General features: G+C 69.6%; 20 protein-coding genes, 1 tRNA gene and 1 pseudogene. 17 read left to right on the top strand and 5 right to left on the bottom strand.

Going from position 1 to position 17,317, the window contains the following annotated elements; genetic code table 11:
* Positions 1 to 166: 166 nt before the first annotated feature.
* Together ACFVXC_RS37205 and ACFVXC_RS37200 are read left to right on the top strand one after the other, a co-directional pair.
* Positions 167 to 484 (top strand): hypothetical protein, encoded by a 318-nt coding sequence (locus ACFVXC_RS37205; protein WP_389914964.1) that lies wholly within the window; start codon positions 167 to 169, stop codon positions 482 to 484.
* A 68-nt stretch (positions 485 to 552) separates the two neighbouring features.
* Complete coding sequence (locus ACFVXC_RS37200) at positions 553 to 705, top strand: hypothetical protein (protein ID WP_389914962.1); 153 nt, start codon at positions 553 to 555, stop codon at positions 703 to 705.
* Between the two features lie 58 nt (positions 706 to 763).
* On the opposite strand, the pseudogene ACFVXC_RS37195 reads toward ACFVXC_RS37200, so the two are convergent.
* Positions 764 to 1,067: pseudogene (locus ACFVXC_RS37195) on the bottom strand (helicase HerA-like domain-containing protein); the annotation flags it as partial.
* A 380-nt stretch (positions 1,068 to 1,447) separates the two neighbouring features.
* Between ACFVXC_RS37195 and ACFVXC_RS37190 the strand changes: the two are divergent.
* Together ACFVXC_RS37190 and ACFVXC_RS37185 are read left to right on the top strand one after the other, a co-directional pair.
* A complete protein-coding gene (locus ACFVXC_RS37190; protein WP_014155093.1) occupies positions 1,448 to 1,744 on the top strand; it encodes a type II toxin-antitoxin system VapB family antitoxin in 297 nt (98 codons plus the stop codon).
* 174 nt (positions 1,745 to 1,918) lie between these two features.
* Positions 1,919 to 2,593 (top strand): LytR C-terminal domain-containing protein, encoded by a 675-nt coding sequence (locus ACFVXC_RS37185; protein ID WP_389914959.1) that lies wholly within the window; start codon positions 1,919 to 1,921, stop codon positions 2,591 to 2,593.
* A 71-nt stretch (positions 2,594 to 2,664) separates the two neighbouring features.
* Here the strand turns inward: ACFVXC_RS37185 and upp are convergent, their stop codons facing one another.
* Entirely contained in the window at positions 2,665 to 3,300 is a 636-nt protein-coding gene (gene upp, locus ACFVXC_RS37180) for a uracil phosphoribosyltransferase (protein WP_160505979.1), read from the bottom strand.
* A gap of 149 nt (positions 3,301 to 3,449) precedes the next feature.
* Here upp and ACFVXC_RS37175 point away from each other — a divergent pair, with 149 nt between their 5' ends.
* The 9 genes from ACFVXC_RS37175 to ACFVXC_RS37135 all read left to right on the top strand — a co-directional run bounded on the left by ACFVXC_RS37175 (position 3,450) and on the right by ACFVXC_RS37135 (position 9,562).
* A complete protein-coding gene (locus ACFVXC_RS37175) occupies positions 3,450 to 3,635 on the top strand; it encodes a hypothetical protein (protein WP_160505980.1) in 186 nt (61 codons plus the stop codon).
* Positions 3,636 to 3,852: 217 nt separating this feature from the next.
* Complete coding sequence (locus tag ACFVXC_RS37170; protein ID WP_389914955.1) at positions 3,853 to 4,425, top strand: hypothetical protein; 573 nt, start codon at positions 3,853 to 3,855, stop codon at positions 4,423 to 4,425.
* Between the two features lie 114 nt (positions 4,426 to 4,539).
* Positions 4,540 to 4,971 (top strand): tRNA adenosine(34) deaminase TadA, encoded by a 432-nt coding sequence (gene tadA / locus ACFVXC_RS37165; RefSeq protein ID WP_389915166.1) that lies wholly within the window; start codon positions 4,540 to 4,542, stop codon positions 4,969 to 4,971.
* A gap of 102 nt (positions 4,972 to 5,073) precedes the next feature.
* Positions 5,074 to 5,158: transfer RNA gene (locus ACFVXC_RS37160), tRNA-Ser, on the top strand.
* Between the two features lie 582 nt (positions 5,159 to 5,740).
* The gene (locus ACFVXC_RS37155) at positions 5,741 to 5,920 is read left to right on the top strand and encodes a hypothetical protein (RefSeq protein WP_383268396.1); all 180 of its coding nucleotides are present in this window, start codon (positions 5,741 to 5,743) and stop codon (positions 5,918 to 5,920) included.
* A 115-nt stretch (positions 5,921 to 6,035) separates the two neighbouring features.
* Positions 6,036 to 6,329, top strand: a complete 294-nt coding sequence (locus tag ACFVXC_RS37150) for a Dabb family protein (RefSeq protein ID WP_389914952.1) — start codon at positions 6,036 to 6,038, stop codon at positions 6,327 to 6,329.
* 242 nt (positions 6,330 to 6,571) lie between these two features.
* Entirely contained in the window at positions 6,572 to 7,576 is a 1,005-nt protein-coding gene (locus tag ACFVXC_RS37145; protein ID WP_389915163.1) for an RNA polymerase sigma factor SigF, read from the top strand.
* 243 nt (positions 7,577 to 7,819) lie between these two features.
* Positions 7,820 to 8,680, top strand: coding sequence for an RNA polymerase sigma factor SigF (locus ACFVXC_RS37140; RefSeq protein ID WP_389914949.1), 861 nt, complete (start codon positions 7,820 to 7,822; stop codon positions 8,678 to 8,680).
* Between the two features lie 90 nt (positions 8,681 to 8,770).
* Complete coding sequence (locus ACFVXC_RS37135) at positions 8,771 to 9,562, top strand: hypothetical protein (RefSeq protein WP_389914947.1); 792 nt, start codon at positions 8,771 to 8,773, stop codon at positions 9,560 to 9,562.
* A 102-nt stretch (positions 9,563 to 9,664) separates the two neighbouring features.
* Here the strand turns inward: ACFVXC_RS37135 and ACFVXC_RS37130 are convergent, their stop codons facing one another.
* Complete coding sequence (locus ACFVXC_RS37130) at positions 9,665 to 9,868, bottom strand: hypothetical protein (protein WP_389914944.1); 204 nt, start codon at positions 9,866 to 9,868, stop codon at positions 9,665 to 9,667.
* Positions 9,869 to 10,040: 172 nt separating this feature from the next.
* On the opposite strand from ACFVXC_RS37130, the gene ACFVXC_RS37125 reads away from it, so the two are divergent.
* The 4 genes from ACFVXC_RS37125 to ACFVXC_RS37110 all read left to right on the top strand — a co-directional run bounded on the left by ACFVXC_RS37125 (position 10,041) and on the right by ACFVXC_RS37110 (position 14,609).
* Positions 10,041 to 10,520 (top strand): MarR family winged helix-turn-helix transcriptional regulator, encoded by a 480-nt coding sequence (locus ACFVXC_RS37125; RefSeq protein WP_389914941.1) that lies wholly within the window; start codon positions 10,041 to 10,043, stop codon positions 10,518 to 10,520.
* A 14-nt stretch (positions 10,521 to 10,534) separates the two neighbouring features.
* Positions 10,535 to 13,072, top strand: coding sequence for an MFS transporter (locus ACFVXC_RS37120; protein WP_389914938.1), 2,538 nt, complete (start codon positions 10,535 to 10,537; stop codon positions 13,070 to 13,072).
* A gap of 179 nt (positions 13,073 to 13,251) precedes the next feature.
* The gene (locus ACFVXC_RS37115; RefSeq protein ID WP_389914935.1) at positions 13,252 to 14,070 is read left to right on the top strand and encodes a YceI family protein; all 819 of its coding nucleotides are present in this window, start codon (positions 13,252 to 13,254) and stop codon (positions 14,068 to 14,070) included.
* A gap of 77 nt (positions 14,071 to 14,147) precedes the next feature.
* Complete coding sequence (locus ACFVXC_RS37110; RefSeq protein WP_389914932.1) at positions 14,148 to 14,609, top strand: PPOX class F420-dependent oxidoreductase; 462 nt, start codon at positions 14,148 to 14,150, stop codon at positions 14,607 to 14,609.
* Positions 14,610 to 14,669: 60 nt separating this feature from the next.
* On the opposite strand, the gene ACFVXC_RS37105 is transcribed toward ACFVXC_RS37110, so the two are convergent.
* Positions 14,670 to 15,452 carry a TetR/AcrR family transcriptional regulator gene (locus ACFVXC_RS37105; RefSeq protein ID WP_389914929.1) on the bottom strand — a complete coding sequence of 261 codons (783 nt, stop codon included), beginning with the start codon at positions 15,450 to 15,452 and terminating at the stop codon, positions 14,670 to 14,672.
* Positions 15,453 to 15,579: 127 nt separating this feature from the next.
* Positions 15,580 to 17,097 (bottom strand): MFS transporter, encoded by a 1,518-nt coding sequence (locus ACFVXC_RS37100; protein ID WP_389914926.1) that lies wholly within the window; start codon positions 17,095 to 17,097, stop codon positions 15,580 to 15,582.
* Between the last annotated feature and the right edge of the window lie 220 nt (positions 17,098 to 17,317).

Here is a 17,317-nt window from a genome sequence, read left to right as displayed (position 1 = left end):
TGGAGGGCGTCACCCGGCGCCGTCGGGGTGGAGGGGCATCACCCGGCGGCGGTCGGCATTGGGGGCGTGAGGAGCGCGTCAGCCGCGTGCCCCGTCCGTAGCCCATGAGGGCGGATCTCGGCGTCGAGGAACACCAACCGGGTCCAGTCGGGGGACATGACCCCTCATGAGCCGCGCCGCGTCACCCCGACCCGCGTGGCTCCGAGCTGCCCTCGTCCTGCTGGCGCTCCTCGGCACCGTCCTCGTCCCCGTGGCCCCCACCGAGGCCGCCCCCGCCCCACCCGCGAGCGCCGCCGTATCCATCGAGCCCACCGGCGAGACCCACCAGGACACCACCGACAGCGCACTCCGCGTACCCACCAGACGCCCCACCCCCGTCACCACCCCGGCCGCCACAGGCCACCGCACCCCCGAACCGGCCCCACCGCCCACACCCCCGTACCTCCACCTGCCCGCCCCACGCTCCGTCGTCCTCCGCTGCTGACAGTCCCCCAGTCCCCACCCCGGGCTGACCACACCCCCATCAGCAGCAGCGAACCGAGGAAGACACCCATGCCCATCGACCCGTACGCGGCCCTGCACGCCCTTCTCCGCGCCGAAGCCGTACGCAACGCGCCCAGCCCCGAGGCCCCCGCCCCGGCCCCGTCACAGATCGAGGACGAGGACGCCGAGAAGAAGCACAGCTCCGAGCAGAACGGACGCTGACCCACCGGCGCAGACGCGGACGCGGACACGGAGACTCAAGGCACTCGCCCCGCCCGCCTCAGCGTCTGCGCCGAGCCGTCCCGAACACCGACCGGGAGATCTCCCGCCCGATCTGTGTCCCCAACGACCGCGCCAACGACCGCGCCAACGACTTGAAGATCCCGCTCCCCACGACCTGGTCCACTACAGACCCGGACCCGGACCCAGACCCAGATCCGGACCCAGACCGGGGACCCGGAACCAGCCCCCTGCGCCTGCGCTTTCTTCTCTTCCGCAGCCGCTTCCTCCGCCTCCGCCTGTGCCTGACGCGCAGTCAACTTCTCATACGCCGACTCCCGGTCCACCGCCTCCGCGTACCGCCCGTCCCACAGGAGCGCACCGAGTTCCAGCGCGGGCCCCGTGAAGGCGTACCCGGAGACGATCTCCACCGCCTCTTGAGGCAGCGCAGCGCCGCACCCCCACCGGAAGCCCCTTCAAAGCCCCCTTCAGAAGCCCCACCGGAAGCTCCATCGGGCGCCTCACCGGAACCCTCCCCTCCGCTCGTCACCCCCGCGACCGGCGAAGACTCGTTAGAGGGGTTCGCGCTCCCCGTCGTGGACGGCACCGGTCGGCTCTCGCTCACTTCTGCCCCTGTTCCCGGCCTGAGTGTTTCCGTTATGCCCCGGTATCCGACGTCATTTCCCAGCGTCGTACTCCGTCGCCATGGCTGCGCCCGGAGAGCCTTGCCCGGTAGGCTTTCCGTGTGATCTTCAAGCGCATCGGAAACGGCCGGCCGTACCCCGACCACGGCCGGGAAAGCACCCGGCAGTGGGCGGACGTCGCGCCGCGCCCGGTCCGCCTCGATCAGCTCGTGACGACCAAGGGCCAGCTGGACCTAGAGACGCTCCTCGCGGAGGACTCGACGTTCTACGGCGACCTCTTCGCGCACGTGGTGAAGTGGCAGGGCGACCTCTACCTGGAAGACGGACTGCACCGCGCGGTCCGCGCGGCGCTCCAGCAGCGCCAGGTGCTGCACGCCCGCGTCCTCGAGATGGGCTGACCCGCTGTCGACAGCGGTCGTCGGCGGACTACGGCGGACTACGGCGGCGGACGACAGCGGACGACAGCCGTACCACTGGGCACTCACGCCCTCATTGGCCCTTTTGGGTTGCACTGAGCCCGAGTCAATGATCATTTAGTAGGCATCACGGCGTCACCGCACTACGCTGCGCCCATGAGCATGCTCACTCCCCCCGGCATGGGCGGCAAGTACCGCATCACGGGGGCCAAATATCCGCGTATGCGCCGAAACCGTGGCCGCCGCAGAATCGTGCTCGCGGTGGTCGCGTCCGTCGTCGCGGTCGGACTGATCGGCTGGGGAACCCTGCAGCTCATCGATGTCTTCACGGGCGGCGACAAAGCCACGGCGGCGAGCTCGCGCGGCGACTGCGCGGCCAGGAGGACCGGCCCCTCTGACGGCCCCTCTGACGGCCCCTCGGGCAAACCGTCCGGGCTCAAGGCACTCCCCGAACCCGGCCAGATCAAGGTCAACGTCTTCAACGCCACGGCCCGTGGCGGCCTCGCCAAGGACGTCGCCGCCGAGCTCAAGAAGCGCGGCTTCACCGTCGGCAAGGTGGACAACGCGCCGAAGGCGTACGACAAGAAGGTCAAGGGCACCGGGATGCTGCTCGGCGCCAAGTCCGCCACCGACAGCGCGCTGCCGGTGCTCGGCACGCAGCTCGCGGACGCCGAGAGCCGGACGGACGCCCGCAAGGGCGCCGAGGTGGACCTCATCCTGGGCGCGAAGTTCAAGGATCTGGCAAAGAAGAAGGACGCCGACAAGGCTCTGGCGGTACTCGCCAAACCCAAGCCGACGCCCTCGCCGTCCAGCGGCCGGAAAGACTGCTGAGCGCTGCTCCCGGACTCCCCGGAAAGACTGCTGAGTGCTGCTCCCGGACTCCCCGTAGGGACTGCTGAGCGCTACTCGGCAGTCCCGTACATCCGGTCCCCTGCGTCGCCGAGGCCCGGCACGATGTAGCCGTTCTCGTTGAGCCGCTCGTCGACCGATGCCGTCACGACCGTCACCGGCGTGCCCGCGAGCTCGCGCTCCATGACCTCGACGCCCTCGGGGGCGGCGAGCAGCACCACGGCGGTGACGTCGTCGGCGCCGCGCTTGATCAGTTCCTGGATGGCCGCGACGAGCGTGCCGCCGGTGGCCAGCATCGGGTCGAGGACGTACACCTGGCGCCCGGAGAGGTCCTCGGGCATGCGGGTCGCGTACGTCGACGCCTGCAGCGTCTCCTCGTCGCGGATCATCCCGAGGAAGCCCACCTCGGCGGTCGGCAGGAGGCGCACCATGCCGTCCAGCATGCCGAGCCCGGCGCGCAGGATCGGCACGACCAGGGGGCGCGGGTGGGACAGCTTGACGCCGGTCGTCGGGGTGACCGGCGTCTCGATGTCGACCTGCTCGGTGCGCACGTCCCGGGTGGCCTCGTAAGCGAGCAGGGTGACCAGCTCGTCGGCGAGGCGCCGGAAGGTAGGAGAGTCGGTGCGCTTGTCGCGCAGCGTGGTGAGTTTGTGCGCCACCAGCGGGTGGTCGACGACGTGGATCCGCATGACATCAACAGTAACCGCGCCCCGGACCACCTGGACTCCCCCCGTTGACGGCCGGTCCCGCCCCGCCCCGGGCCCCTGGAAACACCCCGCGCTGGCATCAAACCCGCCGAACGGGGGAAAGTGGACGTACGACCTGGGGTGGTGTTGCCATGCCGGACAGAGAGCCGGGCGGCCGAGAGCCGGACCGCGAGACCGAAGCAGAGCGCCGTCGCCGTCGTGCCCAGTTCCTGCACGAACGGGCGGAGGCCATCGAGCTCCGCGACCGTGTGAAGCCGCGCCGCGCCCGGGCGGCACGGATGCGTCAGCAGATGCGTATGCGCACCTTCCGCTGGTAGCGGCCACCGCTCGCGCGGGCTTCGGGGGAGCCTTCCGCGCGACTCGACGCGGACACGACGCGAACACAGCGGGCGGAAGACCTCTCCTCAGGCCGTGGTTTCTGCCACGATTCCGAGTGGGCGGGGCTTGGAACAGCAACTCCCCCGCTCCCCGAACTCGCCGGGGGGACACCCAAACCGTCAACCGGCACTGTCTATGACCAGTGGGAGAGTCACGGTGTACTTCGCCGCACTGCTCGCGCGCACCGAAGACGGGTGGGAAGCGAGCGACACGGAGCTCGACGATGTGGAGAGCCTGTCGGATCTGACCGACCTGGCCCGTGAGGCCACGGCCGGCAGCGCAGAGGACGACACCGTCCTCGTCTTCATCGAACAGGAGGGCGCCTGGTTCGGCGTCGTCCGTGTCGACGGTGAGGAGGACCCTCGCATCTACGTCTCGGACGCGGCCGCGGCCGCCCGGAGTTCGTACGGCGAGATCCTGCTCACCGACGAGATGCTCGGCCGTGAGCCGGGCACCGACGATCCGGGCGCCGATCTGGACGCCCTCGACCTGGACGGCACGGAGGACGGCGAACCCGCCGACCCTGATGCCGCCCCCGATTCCGCCACCGACGACGACACGGGGGACGCCGCGGACGACGCGGTGCCCGCGGGGCCCCTCGGCGACTCGCAGCTCCTGATCGACCTCGGCGTGCCCGAGAAGGAGCTGCTCGGCCTGGAGCCCGGTGACGCGCTCAGCGACATCGCCGAGATCCTCGGGGCGGCGGAGGTGCTCGAAACCGTCCGCTAGGTTCCCGGTGTGACCGACCGGACCGCCCCCATCCCCCCACCCGAACCCGACCGAGAATCCGACCGAGGACCCGACCGAGAACCCGATCCCGTACGCGACCGCTGGCGGGCGCCCATGCGGCTCGCCCTGGCCGAGGCCGAACTGGCCGTCCAGGGCGGCGATGTGCCCGTCGGCGCCGTCGTGCTGTCCCCGGACGGCACGACGGTGCTCGCCGCGGGCCACAACGAACGCGAGGCGACCGGCGACCCGACGGCGCACGCGGAGGTGCTCGCCGTCCGCCGGGCCGCCGCCGCGCTCGGCGAGTGGCGCCTGACCGGCTGCACGCTGGTGGTGACCCTGGAGCCGTGCACGATGTGCGCGGGCGCGCTGGTCCAGTCCCGGGTCGACCGGGTCGTCTACGGAGCGCGTGACGAGAAGGCGGGCGCCGCGGGCTCCGTCTGGGACGTCGTACGCGACAGAAGGCTCAACCACCGCCCCGAGGTGATCCAGGGCGTCCTCGAAGACGAGGCCGCCGGGCTGCTCACCCGCTTCTTCCGGGGGCACTGAGCGGCTCCAGCGCGGGCCTGTGGCAGCGCTCGTGCGGGCGCCGGGCAGCCGTCGGCCAAACGGATTTCGGACCACGGCCCACCTTGGGCTAGAGTTCCTCTCGGTAGCGTGTCCGAGCGGCCGAAGGAGCTCGCCTCGAAAGCGAGTGTGGGGAAACTCACCGTGGGTTCAAATCCCACCGCTACCGCTCTTGATACGAAGGCCCCGTCCGCGAGGACGGGGCCTTCGTCGTTTCCGGGAACGGGAACAGGAACGGGGACGGGAACGGGAACGGGAGTGGCAACGGGAACGGCGATGGGGACAGGCGATGGGCGGGGCATGGCCCGCATGCGTCAGAGCCCCGATGCCGTGAAGGCATCAGGGCTCTCTGCGGACCGGCGGACCCGGCAGCGGTCAGGCGGACCGGCAGCCAGGCGGTCAGGCAGACCGGCGGTCAGGCAGGCATACAGACGGATAGGTCGGGGGAAGCGGCATCGGGGGGACAAGCCGCTTCCCCCGATGAGGACTGGAACCCTCAAGCCAGCGCCGTCGTTCGGGGGAAGCAGACGGCGCGTGACCCCGCAGTGGGGCCAGTCCCTTGCCCGCGGATTCCTGCCAGATCCGCTGGGGCACATCACCAATCCTGCGCCCCGCGCCGCGGGGAACCGTCCGGCAAAGGGCCTCTGCTGCCGGGCCGTTGGTCCCTAAAGACCTAGTGAGCGAGGCCCGGGTTAGACTCACGCCCGTCACAGGGGCCACACGGCGCAGTAGGTAAGGGGAGGCCGAGAGCATGGCGGTGCAGTGGAAAAAAATCGGCCTCTTCGCGGTCGTCGTCTTCATTCTCTACGTGATCATCACTGATCCCGCCAAGGCCGCGGATTACGTACAAATAGGCTTCGAGGCGGTTTCGGACGCCGCCCGGAGCATCGGCGACTTCATGACGTGGGTCGCCAACGGAGGCAAGGACTGAGCGGTCGACGGCCGGCGGCTCGTCCCGCCGTCCCGCGCCCCTCTCCCTCCCCCCTCCCCGTCTCGCCCGGTTCCCCGGCACCTCCCCCGATCTCCCCGGCCTTCCAGGAGTGCGCATGATCCGCCATCTGGTCCTCTTCAAGCTCAACGACGGTGTCCGGCGCGACGAGCCGCGCGTCGTCGAGGGCGTCGAGGCCTTCCGCGCGCTCGGCGGGCAGATCCCGGAGCTCACGTTCTGGGAGTGCGACTGGAACATCACCGACCGGCCCATCGCGTACGACTTCGCCATCAACTCGGCGGTCGAGGACACCGATGCCCTGAAGCGGTACATCGAGCACCCCGCCCACCAGGCGGGCGTCGCTCTGTGGCGTGAGTTCGCCACGTGGGTGATCGCGGACTACGAGTTCTGAGCGTCTGAGCCACCTGGCCCAGCAGCCCCGCACCGAGCGGCCTCTCACCTGAACGGTGAGGGGCTTTTCTGCGTCTTACGGCCCAACTTGCCCCTCAACACGTAGTTATCAGGTGCTTGCACACAGTGCACATGTCTTGTGATGCTATGACCGCTTTTGACGGATGAGTTGGCCAAGGTCGGCTGATCTTGACCGAGCTCGACAGGACTTGACCTGGCTTGACCTGGCTTGACCGAGAAGGGGTGGCGTTGACCGTGCCGGCCAGTACTGCGCCCGAAGCACCACCCGCACCGACCGCACCACCTGCACCACCCGCACCGACCACACCACCTGCACCATCCGCACCACCCGCACCACCGGTGACCCCGCAAGCGAGCAGCGGCCCCGGCGCACAGAGCGCGCCGGGCCTACAGGACGTACAACCGGGCCTACAGGACGTACAGACCGCCCCCAGCACGCCCAGCGCTCCCAGCACGCCCAGCAGCCGGGGCGCCGACACCCGGGCCCTGACGCAGGTGCTCTTCGGCCAGCTCAAGGATCTCGAGCCGGGCAGCCCCGAGCACGGCCGCGTCCGCGGTGCGCTCATCGAGGCCAATCTGCCGCTGGTGCGCTATGCCGCCGCCCGCTTCCGCAGCCGCAACGAGCCGATGGAGGACGTCGTCCAGGTCGGCACGATCGGCCTGATCAACGCCATCGACCGCTTCGACCCCGAGCGCGGTGTGCAGTTCCCGACCTTCGCGATGCCCACCGTGGTCGGTGAGATCAAGCGGTACTTCCGCGACAACGTACGAACCGTCCACGTGCCGCGCCGCCTTCACGAGCTGTGGGTGCAGGTGACCGGGGCGACCGAGGACCTCACCACGGCGTTCGGGCGCTCGCCCACGACCTCGGAGATCGCAGAGCGGCTGCGGATCACCGAGGAGGAGGTCCTGGCCTGTATCGAGGCCGGACGTTCGTACCACGCGACGTCGTTGGAGGCGGCCCAGGAGGGCGACGGTCTGCCCGGCCTGCTCGACCGGCTCGGCTATGAGGACCCGGCTCTCGACGGCGTCGAGCACCGCGACCTCGTACGGCATCTCCTCGTCCAGCTGCCCGAGCGCGAACAGCGCATCCTGCTTCTGCGCTACTACAGCAATCTGACGCAATCACAGATCAGCGCCGAATTGGGCGTTTCTCAGATGCATGTGTCAAGACTGCTGGCCAGAAGCTTTGCGCGACTTCGATCCGCAAACCGTATCGAGGCGTAACCGTATCGAGTGGACTGCTCTCTCGGCGGTCCCGACGATCTCGCGAGCAGAAAAGCCCCAGACCCCCTCTTTCCTGCATCGATGTCACCCTTCATTGTCGACATGTAACTACAGCGTGTTGCCGACATGTGACATTCTGCTGGAACAGCGTTTGCGACAGCCTCACGTCCGGTATTCAGGTGGAGGCTGCGTTCCTCCGACGGGAACGTCCGCCGTGACCGTCCGCGACCTCAAGGGGGTGGCATGTCCGCAGACCAGGGCAGCTCGAAGGTGCTCACGCTCACCAAGAGCGAATCAGCGCCCGACGCGCTTGCGAGCTCAAGTGTTTCCGGGGCTTCCGCAACCATCGACACCCGCACTCTGTCCCGCTCCCTGTTCCTGCGGCTCGCCGCACTCGACAAGGACAGCCCGGAGCGTGTCTACGTAAGGGACACGCTGATTGAGCTCAATCTCCCGCTCGTTCGGTATGCGGCGGCACGCTTCCGCAGCCGCAACGAACCGATGGAGGACATCGTCCAGGTCGGCACGATCGGCCTGATCAAGGCGATCGACCGCTTCGACTGCGAACGGGGCGTGGAATTCCCGACGTTCGCCATGCCGACGGTCGTCGGTGAGATCAAGCGCTTCTTCCGCGACACGAGTTGGTCGGTGCGCGTCCCGCGCCGCCTCCAGGAGTTGCGTCTCGCGCTGACGAAGACGAGCGACGAGCTGGCGCAGAAGCTGGACCGCTCACCGACCGTTCCCGAACTCGCCAAGGCGCTCGGGGTGTCCGAGGAGGACGTGGTCGACGGCCTGGCCGTCGGGAACGCGTACACCGCCTCCTCGCTGGATTCCCCGGCCGTCGAGGACGACGGCGGCGAGGGCTCCCTCGCGGACCGTCTGGGGTACGAGGACAGCGCACTCGAAGGCGTCGAGTACCGCGAGTCCCTCAAGCCCCTGCTCGCCAAGCTTCCGCCGCGTGAGCGCCGCATCATCATGCTGCGCTTCTTCGCGAACATGACGCAGTCGCAGATCGGCGAGGAGGTCGGCATCTCGCAGATGCACGTGTCGCGCCTGCTCACGCGGACGCTTTCGCAGCTGCGGGAAGGGCTCATCGCGGACTGATCGCACTCCCCCTGTGGCTCACGGCGCCGCGGGGGGACCGGAGTTGCTGACGGGGTTCCTAATTGACGGACCGTCAGACACACTGGCGCCATGCGACGTGGCATGCGGAACGTACTGGGTGCGTCTACGGCCGCTCTGTGCCTGGGCGGACTCCTCGCGGCTTGCGGCAGCGGGGACGGCGACGGGTATGTGGCTACGGGGCCGGTCGGCGCGGGGCCTCAGCGGAGTCCGGGTAAGGGTGCCGCCCCCACCGGGGACGTTGAACTCGTACCGCTGGACGGCAGCGAGGCGTCGTCCGGCGGCAAGAGCGGCGATGACTCCGACTCTCCGGACCCGGGCGGCTCGGGCGGCCCGGGCAGCTCGGGCGGCTCCGCCGACAAGTCCGCGGGCGGCAAGTCCGCGACCGACAAGGCCGGTTCGGGTGCTCCGGCCACCCCGGACGGCGACGGCTCCACGGCCGACGGCGCCAAGCCCGGCCGCACGCCGGGGAATTCATCAGCGGGAAGCCCGGGGGGCGGGACGAGCAGCGCCCCCTCCTCCCCTTCCGCGCCCGCCACCGGCACTGGACCCAGCGGGCCCGCGAAACTCGGCGTCGGCGATCCGCAGCGCAAGCCCGCGGCCGACCGCTGGTGCGAGAAAGTGACCGTCGCCTTTCACAACACCGGCGGATCGCCGGTGCGCTCGGGCACGGTCACCTTCGGGACGCACGTCATCGGTGCCCTTGGCGTCGACTGGGCGACGCTGAAATCTACGGAGAAGCTCCCTGCACCCATTAAGGCGGGGAAGACCGTCAAGAAGACCTGGCCCGTATGCGTGGAGGCCTGGCGGGTGCCGCTAGGGATGCACATTGAGACGCGGGACGTCTCGGTCAAGTGGGAGTAGCGCGTCTTTTGCCCGCGGGTCCGCCGTGGCTGGTCGCGCAGTTCCCCGCGCCCCTAAGCTCCCCCTCGGGGCGCTCGGGGGCGCCCGCCCCGGCCGGGAGGTCTACTTCAGCGCCAGCCAGGCCACCCCCGCCACCACCACGATCGCGAGTACGACGCCGATGATCAGGCCGATGCGCGGGCCCGCGGGTGCCGCCGCCGGCTGCTGTACTCGGCCCTGCGGGGACTCGTCAACGAAGGCGCGGAACATCTGCGTGCTGCCGGCGGGGTCGGGAGTGTTCTGGGGACCCTGAGGGTTGTGTGCCATAGCGCAGGACCCTAGCGAACCATCGGGGGTCGGCCCAACCCCCACTGACCACGGACTTTACGCGCGCGGTCCCAGACCTTTGCCGACTCTTTAGGGCGTTGGTCCAGTTTTAGTTTGCCTGCGGCAACCAACTGTCTTTATGGTTGCCCTAAGCAACAACATAGGAGGTGCCGTGGCCGCGCAGCGTCAGTACGAGGAGCTGGCCCGACAACTCAGCGCCATCGGTGCCGTGAAGCGTGGCCTCGGAAGAGGCTTGCCGCACGACTGCCCGGCAGGGTCCGCCGCCGTACTCATCCTGCTCGACCGGCACGGAGAGATGCGGATGAGCAGGCTCGCCGAGCTGCTCGCCGTGGACATGTCCGTGACCAGCCGCCACGTGGCCCATGTCGCCGAGAAGGAGTGGATCCTGCGGGATCCCGACCCCGCCGACAAGCGCTCTCGGATCCTGCGCCTGACCCCCGAGGGCAAGGCCAAGGTCGACGAGCTGTCCGACCTGTCCATCAGGACACTCACCCACTACTTGCATGACTGGTCAGACGACGAGGTCGTCCAGCTCAGCACGCTGCTCGCGCGACTGCGCGACAGCTTCGGGGACTGCCGTGCGGCTTCGGCCCGGCTCCCCTTCGAAGAGACCACCCGTACACCCGCGTAACGAAGAGGAAGCCCATGGCAACAACCACACCATCCGGTGTGCGGGGCAGCCACGCCAAGCACGGAGCGGTTCACGACTCCGGCGCTCCGATGTCACACCGCCAGATCATGGAGGCCCTTTCCGGCCTGCTGCTCGGCATGTTCGTCGCGATCCTGTCGTCGACGATCGTCTCCAACGCCCTGCCTGAAATCATCGGCGACCTGGGCGGCGGCCAGTCCGCCTACACCTGGGTCGTCACCGCCTCGCTCCTGGCGATGACGGCGACCACGCCCCTGTGGGGCAAGCTCTCGGACCTCTTCAGCAAGAAGGCCCTGGTCCAGATAGCCCTGATCATCTACGTGGGCGGTTCCATCGTCGCGGGTCTCTCGCAGAGCCCCGAGATGCTGATCGCCTGTCGTGTCGTGCAGGGCATCGGCGTGGGCGGTCTCTCCGCCCTCGCACAGATCGTGATGGCCGCGATGATCTCGCCGCGCGAGCGCGGCCGTTACTCCGGCTACCTCGGCGCGACCTTCGCCGTCGCCACCGTCGGCGGCCCGCTGCTCGGCGGTGTCATCACCGACACGTCGTGGCTCGGCTGGCGCTGGTGCTTCTACGTCGGCGTGCCCTTCGCGATCATCGCTCTGATCGTCCTGCAGAAGACCCTGAAGCTGCCCGTCGTGAAGCGGGACGTCAAGGTCGACTGGGGCGGCGCCTTCTTCATCACGGCGGCCGTCTGCCTGCTCCTGGTCTGGGTGACCTTCGCGGGTGACAAGTACGACTGGATGTCCTGGCAGTCCGGCGTCATGGTCGGCGGTTCGATCGTCCTCGGCCTGCTCTTCCTGCTCGTCGAGTCCAAGGCGAGCGAGCCGATCATCCCGCTGCGCCTCTTCCGCAACCGCACCATCACCCTCGCCTCGCTCGCCTCGCTCTTCGTGGGTGTCGGCATGTTCGCGGGCACGGTGTTCTTCAGCCAGTACTTCCAGCTGGCGCGCGACAAGTCGCCGACGATGTCCGGTGTCATGACGATCCCGATGATCGGTGGCCTGTTCATCTCGTCGACGGTCTCGGGCCAGATCATCACGAAGACCGGCAAGTGGAAGGTCTGGCTGGTCTCCGGCGGCGCGCTGCTGACCGCGGGTCTCGGCCTGCTCGGCACGATGCGGTACGACACCGAGTACTGGCACATCGCGATCTTCATGGCGCTGATGGGTCTCGGCATCGGCATGATGATGCAGAACCTGGTGCTCGCCACGCAGAACCAGGTCGCTCCCGAGGACCTCGGCTCCGCGAGCTCGGTCGTCACCTTCTTCCGTTCCCTCGGTGGCGCCATGGGCGTCTCGGCGCTCGGCGCCGTGATGTCGACGCGCATCACCCACTACGTGAAGGAGGGCCTGGAGGACCTCGGTCCCAAGGCCTCGGGCCTGGGCCACGGCGGCACGGGCGGCGGCGGCATCCCGGACCTGGACAAGCTCCCGGCTCCGTTCCGCACGGTCATGGAGAGCTCCTACGGGCACGGCATCGCCGACGTCTTCCTGATCGCCGCCCCGCTGGCGTTCCTCGCCTTCCTGATCACGATCTTCATCAAGGAGGTTCCGCTGCGTACGTCAGGCGGACTCGCCCAGGCCGCCGAGGCCTCCGAGGTCCCCGCGGCCTCTCCCGCAGCCCCGGCGACGGCCGCCTCCGCGGTCACCGACGAGCAGCCGGTGCTCGCCTCCGTGGGCGCCCACACCGAAACGGGCCCCGAGGGCACGCAGAAGCTCGCGGCGGTGGCCTCCTCGGCCGCCGGTGACGCCCCTCTGCAGAGCATCGGCGGCGGAACTCCGGTCCACGGCTTCGTCCGCGGCGCGGAGAGCGCCCCGGTCCCGCGGGCCGCGGTCACGCTGATCTCCCTCGCGGGACGCCAGCTGGGCCGTGCGGTCGCACAGGGCGACGGGTCCTACGCGGTGGACGCGCCGGGCGCGGGTTCGTACGTACTGATCGCGTCGGCCGACGGCTTCCAGCCGCAGGCCTCCACGATCGTCGTCTCCGACGAGCCCCTCGCGTACGACATCCTGCTGAGCGGCACGAGCGGCCTCAGCGGTGTGGTGCGGGCCTCCGACGGCAAGCTGCCGGTCGCGGGCGCCATGGTCATCGTGACCGACGTGCGCGGTGACGTCCTGGCCACCGGGCTCACCGGCGAGCAGGGCGAGTTCACCTTCGCCGAGCTGGTGCCGGGACAGGTCACCATCGCGGTGAACGCCGCGGGGCACCGTCCGATGGCGCTGCCCGTCGAGGTCGGCGCGGTCGGCGTCACCCGGGTCGAGGTCGAGCTGAAGTCAGGTTCGCGGGTGCTCGGCACCGTGCGCGCCAAGAGCGGCCCGCTGAACGACGCCCGGGTCACGCTCGTGGACGCGGCGGGCAACGTCGTCGCCACGGCGACCACCGGCTCCGACGGCGCGTACGCCTTCACCGACCTGGACAGCGGCGAGTACACGGTCATCGCGACCGGCTACCCGCCGGTGGCGACGGGCCTGACCGTCTCCGGTGAAGGTGTCGGCGACCACGACATCGAGCTCGCCCACCCCGGCGAGTAGTCGACCCCGGCCCGTGCGGGCACTTCGAGCGGATGAGCGCGCACGGGCCGGTTGTGTAAGGGCCCCCGGGTCGGCGGTGACGTACACGGCAGGGGACGGCCGTGTCACCGCCGCCGGGGGCCGCACTCTTTTTGAGCTTGGCTTTTTGAGCTTTGGCAATGGGCAAGGAGAAAAACGGGATGGGACTCAGCGCTCGGATTCGGACGCGTGACGGGTGGGCGGTATCCCACGCCGTCGTCACCCTCACCGATATGACCGGTACGCAGGTGCTGCGGGCCGCGGCGGACCAGGAAGGCGCCGTGCGCGACACGACGGAGCTGGCCCCGGGCCCGTACACCGTGATCGTCACCGCGGTCGGCTACGCGCCCGTGGCCTCGACCTCGCTCGTCACGGCGAGCGGCCGCGCCGAGGTCGGCAACGTCGTCCTGGCCCGGCAGGGCGGCACCGAGCTGCCGCCGCCCGGGCCGTGGACCATCGACCCGGCGCACTCGACGGTGGGCGCGGTCGCCCAGCACCTGGGGATCACCAGCGTGCACGGCCGGTTCACCGAGTTCGGCGGGCGCGTGGAGATCGCCGAGGACGTGGAGAAGTCACGCGTCGAGGCGGTCATCAGGTCGGCGTCCATCGACACCGGCAACGGCATGCGGGACGGCCACCTGAAGTCGCCGGACTTCCTGGACGTCGAGCAGTACCCGGAGCTCACCTACCGGTCGACCGGCCTCACGCCGGCCGGTCCGGACCGCTGGACGGTCCAGGGCGAGCTGCAGATGCACGGTGTCGTACGCCCGGTCGACCTCGACCTGAGCTACCTCGGCACCGGTGCGGACCCCTGGGGCGGCACCCGCGCGGCCTTCAGGGCCACGGCGGAGCTGCGCCGGGAGGACTTCGCCATGAACTACAACCAGGTGGTGCAGGCGGGCATCTCGGCGATCGGCACGACCTTGCGGGTGGAGCTGGACATCCAGGCCGTCCAAGGGGACTCCCTCCCCCAGGTCTAGCCCCAGGTCCAGCCACAGGTCCAGCCACAGGTCCAGCGGTCCGTGTGCGGCGGCCCGGGCGGGATTAGGGTGCGCTCATGGCACCCAACATCGCTACCAACACCAGTGTGTCCCTCGATGAGTTGCTCGACTTCGTCCGCCCCCGTCACCGCGCCATCCTGCTCACCGCGCGGGCGGACGGAACCCCGCAGGGGTCGCCCCTGACCTGCGGGGTCGACGGCTCCGGACGGATCGTGGTCTCCACGTACCCGGAGCGGGCCAAGACGCGGAACGCCAAGCGGAATCCCAAGGTCAGCCTCATCGTCCTGAGCGACGAGTGGAACGGCCCCTGGGTGCAGATCGACGGGGCGGCCGAGGTCATCGACTCCCCGGAGTCGGTGGAGCCGCTCGTCGAGTACTTCCGGAACATCTCCGGTGAGCACCCGGACTGGGACGAGTACCGCGAGGCGATGGTCAAGCAGGGCAAGTCCATCATCCGGATCACTCCGGAGCGGTGGGGCCCGGTGGCCACCGGCGGTTTCCCGGCGGCCAAGGCCTGAGCCAAGGGGCGCGGGAGATCCTTCAGAAGGGCCCCACCAGCTCCCCGGGGCCCTAGGGCCCTAGGGCCCCGGCTTGAGCGTCGCCTCGATGCCCGCCACCAGCAGGTCGAGCGCGACCTCGAAGTCCAGCTCCCACATCTCCTCGACCGTGGACCCGCCCCGCGCCTCCAGCATCTCGGAGGCGCTGTGCAGGGTCTTCTCCACGTCCGGGTGGTCGTGGACCGCGCCCATGGCCTCTTTGAAGTACTCACCCGGGGTCAGCCCCGCCGCGGCGCACCGCGCGATGTAGTGGCCCTGCACGGTGCCGAATCCGTAGACGAACTGGAAGACCGCGGCGATGGCCCCGGCCTGCTTCTCCACCGGCAGGCCGGTCTCGCGCACCACTTCCTGCACGGTCAGGGCGAATTTGAGCCAGTTCGGGCCGATGTTGAGGTAGTTGCCGACGAGCGGTGACACCCAGGCGTGCCGGACCAGCAACCTCCGGTACTCCTCGGCCAGTTCGCGCAGCGTCTCGCGCCACCGGTCGGGCGTGACCGAGCCCTGGTCCGGCATGACCATCTCCCCGGCTGCCGCGTCCAGGGCCAGTTCGAGGAGGTCGTCCTTGGTGTCGACGTACCAGTACACGGACATCGCCGTGACGTTCAGGTCCGCCGCGAGGCGGCGCATGGAGAACTTGGCGAGGCCCTCCTCGTCCAGGAGGCGGACCGTGGCCTCGGTGATGCGGTCCCGGTCGAGGCCCGACGGCTGATCACTCCTGCGGCCCGCGCCGTTCCGGGGGGCTTTGCCCTCCAGCCAGACGCTGGTCCGCGCGGGGCTCTTCGCGCTGTCGGCTGCCTTCGCCATGGCGCACCTTCCTGGTCCTGAGTTCTTGTACCGGTACTGGTGGTCCCGAGAGTTCTTGTACCGGTACTGGTGGTCCCGAGGTGGGCGACAGACCGGAATCGGCCAGTCCGTCGCCCACACGTCGATGCTATGCAGACGCCGTGGCCGGGTCCGCCTTGGCAGAGTCTGCCCTCTCCGCACGCTTCAGCAACGCCGCCGCCAGCATGCCTCCGAGGAGCACGGCGACCGCGCCCACCAGCTGACTGGTCTCCAGGCCCGAGGAGAACGCGTCGGCGATTCTCGTACGTTCGCCGTCCGACTCCGCAGCCGCGAGCGCGGCGGGCAGCGACACCGCGGAGACGGTGACGAGTGAGGCGAAGCGTGAGTTCAGGACAGCGCCGAGCACGGCGACGCCGAGACCGTTGCCGAACTCCGCGAGCGTGCCGTTGACGCCCGCGCCCACGCCCGCCTTCTCCGGCGGGATCGCGCTCATGATCGCGTTGGCCATGGCGGGCATGGCGAGTGCGATGCCCGCGCCCATCACGACGAGTCCTGTCAGCATCCCGGTGTAGTTGTCGCCGCCGAACAGGGCGATCCCGGCGAGCCCCCCGGAGAGCAGGGTCATGCCGATGGCGATCGTCGCGGGGGTGCTCGTCCGCTTCAGGAGGCGTGCGCCGAGTCCCGTGAGGTTGAGGACAACGACGGTGACCGCCATCGGCGCCGTGCGCAGGCCCGCCTCCAACGGCTCGTACCCGAGGACGAACTGGAGGTGCTGGGTCAGCAGGAACAGCGAGCCGCCCATGCCGAAGGCGACCAGGATGGCGCCCGCGACGGCGCCGATGAAGCGCTGGTTGCGGAAGAAGTGCATGTCCAGCATCGGGTACGGGATGCGCAGCTCCCACCAGACGAAGACGCCCAGTACGACCACGCCCACCCCGGCCGCGGCGAGCACCTGCGTCGACGTCCAGCCGTGCTCGGGCCCGGAGATGATCGCGTACACGACCGAGGCCATGCCGATGGTGGAGAGCAGCGCGCCGAGCAGGTCGGGGCGGTCGCCCTGCGGGTTCTTGGACTCGGGGACCAGCTTGATGACAGCGGCGAGCGCGAGGAGCACGACGGGGATGTTGATCAGGAAGATCGCGCCCCACCAGAAGTGGTTGAGCATGACCCCGCCCATCAGCGGGCCGAGCGCGAAGCCCAGGGAGTTGACGGTCGACCAGAGGCCGATCGCCTTCATCCGCTCCGTGTCGTCGAAGATCTGCACGACCACCGCGAGCGTGGTGGTGATCAGGAGCGCGCCGCCGATGCCCATTCCGGCCCGCGCGGCGATGAGCTGCGCGGAGGACTGGGCGAGGCCCGCGACCAGCGAACCGATGCCGAAGAGGGCGAGGCCCGCGGTGAGCATCTTCTTGCGGCCGTAGCGGTCGGAGGCACTGCCCGCGGTGAGCAGGAGGCCGGACTGGACGAGCGAGTAGGCGTTGATCATCCACTGGATGTCGGCCGTGGACGCGTCCAGCTCCTTGGTGAGGGAGGGGATGGCGACGTTCAGGACGGTGTTGTCCAGGAGGACGGTGAGCTGGGCGAGGCAGATGACGCCGAGGATCAGCCAGCGCTGGGGGTGCCCTTGTGAGGCTATGGGGGACTCGGCGGTCGTCGGTGCCGTCATGCCCTCTCCTTCTGCTTATACGGTGTATGGGTTGTCAGCGATGTACACCGTAAGGCATCTCTCGTACGGCGTACAAGAGGGTTTTCCGGCGGGTACGACGGCGGGGCCGGCCGCGACCTTCAGGAAGGGGGCGGGCGGCCCCCCGCCGGTCGAGCGGGCGGCGCGGGGCCGGGGGGGGGTGTTGGGCGGGGGGATGTCAGAGGCGGGGGGGGGGCGTCGT

This window comes from Streptomyces sp. NPDC058257 (genome assembly GCF_042881845.1).
Taxonomy (GTDB): domain Bacteria; phylum Actinomycetota; class Actinomycetes; order Streptomycetales; family Streptomycetaceae; genus Streptomyces.
This window is presented reverse-complemented; position numbering and strand designations above follow the sequence as displayed.

What these genes read in the sequence shown, in the direction of transcription:
- upp (WP_160505979.1), bottom strand. Translation starts at nt 3,300, where the DNA reads ATGCGGATCCACGTCGTCGACCACCCGCTGGTGGCGCACAAACTCACC.
- ACFVXC_RS37100 (WP_389914926.1), bottom strand. Translation starts at nt 17,097, where the DNA reads ATGACGGCACCGACGACCGCCGAGTCCCCCATAGCCTCACAAGGGCAC.
- ACFVXC_RS37175 (WP_160505980.1), top strand. Translation starts at nt 3,450, where the DNA reads ATGCCGGACAGAGAGCCGGGCGGCCGAGAGCCGGACCGCGAGACCGAA.
- ACFVXC_RS37205 (WP_389914964.1), top strand. Translation starts at nt 167, where the DNA reads ATGAGCCGCGCCGCGTCACCCCGACCCGCGTGGCTCCGAGCTGCCCTC.
- ACFVXC_RS37155 (WP_383268396.1), top strand. Translation starts at nt 5,741, where the DNA reads ATGGCGGTGCAGTGGAAAAAAATCGGCCTCTTCGCGGTCGTCGTCTTC.
- ACFVXC_RS37135 (WP_389914947.1), top strand. Translation starts at nt 8,771, where the DNA reads ATGCGACGTGGCATGCGGAACGTACTGGGTGCGTCTACGGCCGCTCTG.
- ACFVXC_RS37110 (WP_389914932.1), top strand. Translation starts at nt 14,148, where the DNA reads ATGGCACCCAACATCGCTACCAACACCAGTGTGTCCCTCGATGAGTTG.
- tadA (WP_389915166.1), top strand. Translation starts at nt 4,540, where the DNA reads ATGCGGCTCGCCCTGGCCGAGGCCGAACTGGCCGTCCAGGGCGGCGAT.
- ACFVXC_RS37185 (WP_389914959.1), top strand. Translation starts at nt 1,919, where the DNA reads ATGAGCATGCTCACTCCCCCCGGCATGGGCGGCAAGTACCGCATCACG.
- ACFVXC_RS37105 (WP_389914929.1), bottom strand. Translation starts at nt 15,452, where the DNA reads ATGGCGAAGGCAGCCGACAGCGCGAAGAGCCCCGCGCGGACCAGCGTC.
- ACFVXC_RS37140 (WP_389914949.1), top strand. Translation starts at nt 7,820, where the DNA reads ATGTCCGCAGACCAGGGCAGCTCGAAGGTGCTCACGCTCACCAAGAGC.
- ACFVXC_RS37200 (WP_389914962.1), top strand. Translation starts at nt 553, where the DNA reads ATGCCCATCGACCCGTACGCGGCCCTGCACGCCCTTCTCCGCGCCGAA.
- ACFVXC_RS37115 (WP_389914935.1), top strand. Translation starts at nt 13,252, where the DNA reads ATGGGACTCAGCGCTCGGATTCGGACGCGTGACGGGTGGGCGGTATCC.
- ACFVXC_RS37130 (WP_389914944.1), bottom strand. Translation starts at nt 9,868, where the DNA reads ATGGCACACAACCCTCAGGGTCCCCAGAACACTCCCGACCCCGCCGGC.
- ACFVXC_RS37150 (WP_389914952.1), top strand. Translation starts at nt 6,036, where the DNA reads ATGATCCGCCATCTGGTCCTCTTCAAGCTCAACGACGGTGTCCGGCGC.
- ACFVXC_RS37120 (WP_389914938.1), top strand. Translation starts at nt 10,535, where the DNA reads ATGGCAACAACCACACCATCCGGTGTGCGGGGCAGCCACGCCAAGCAC.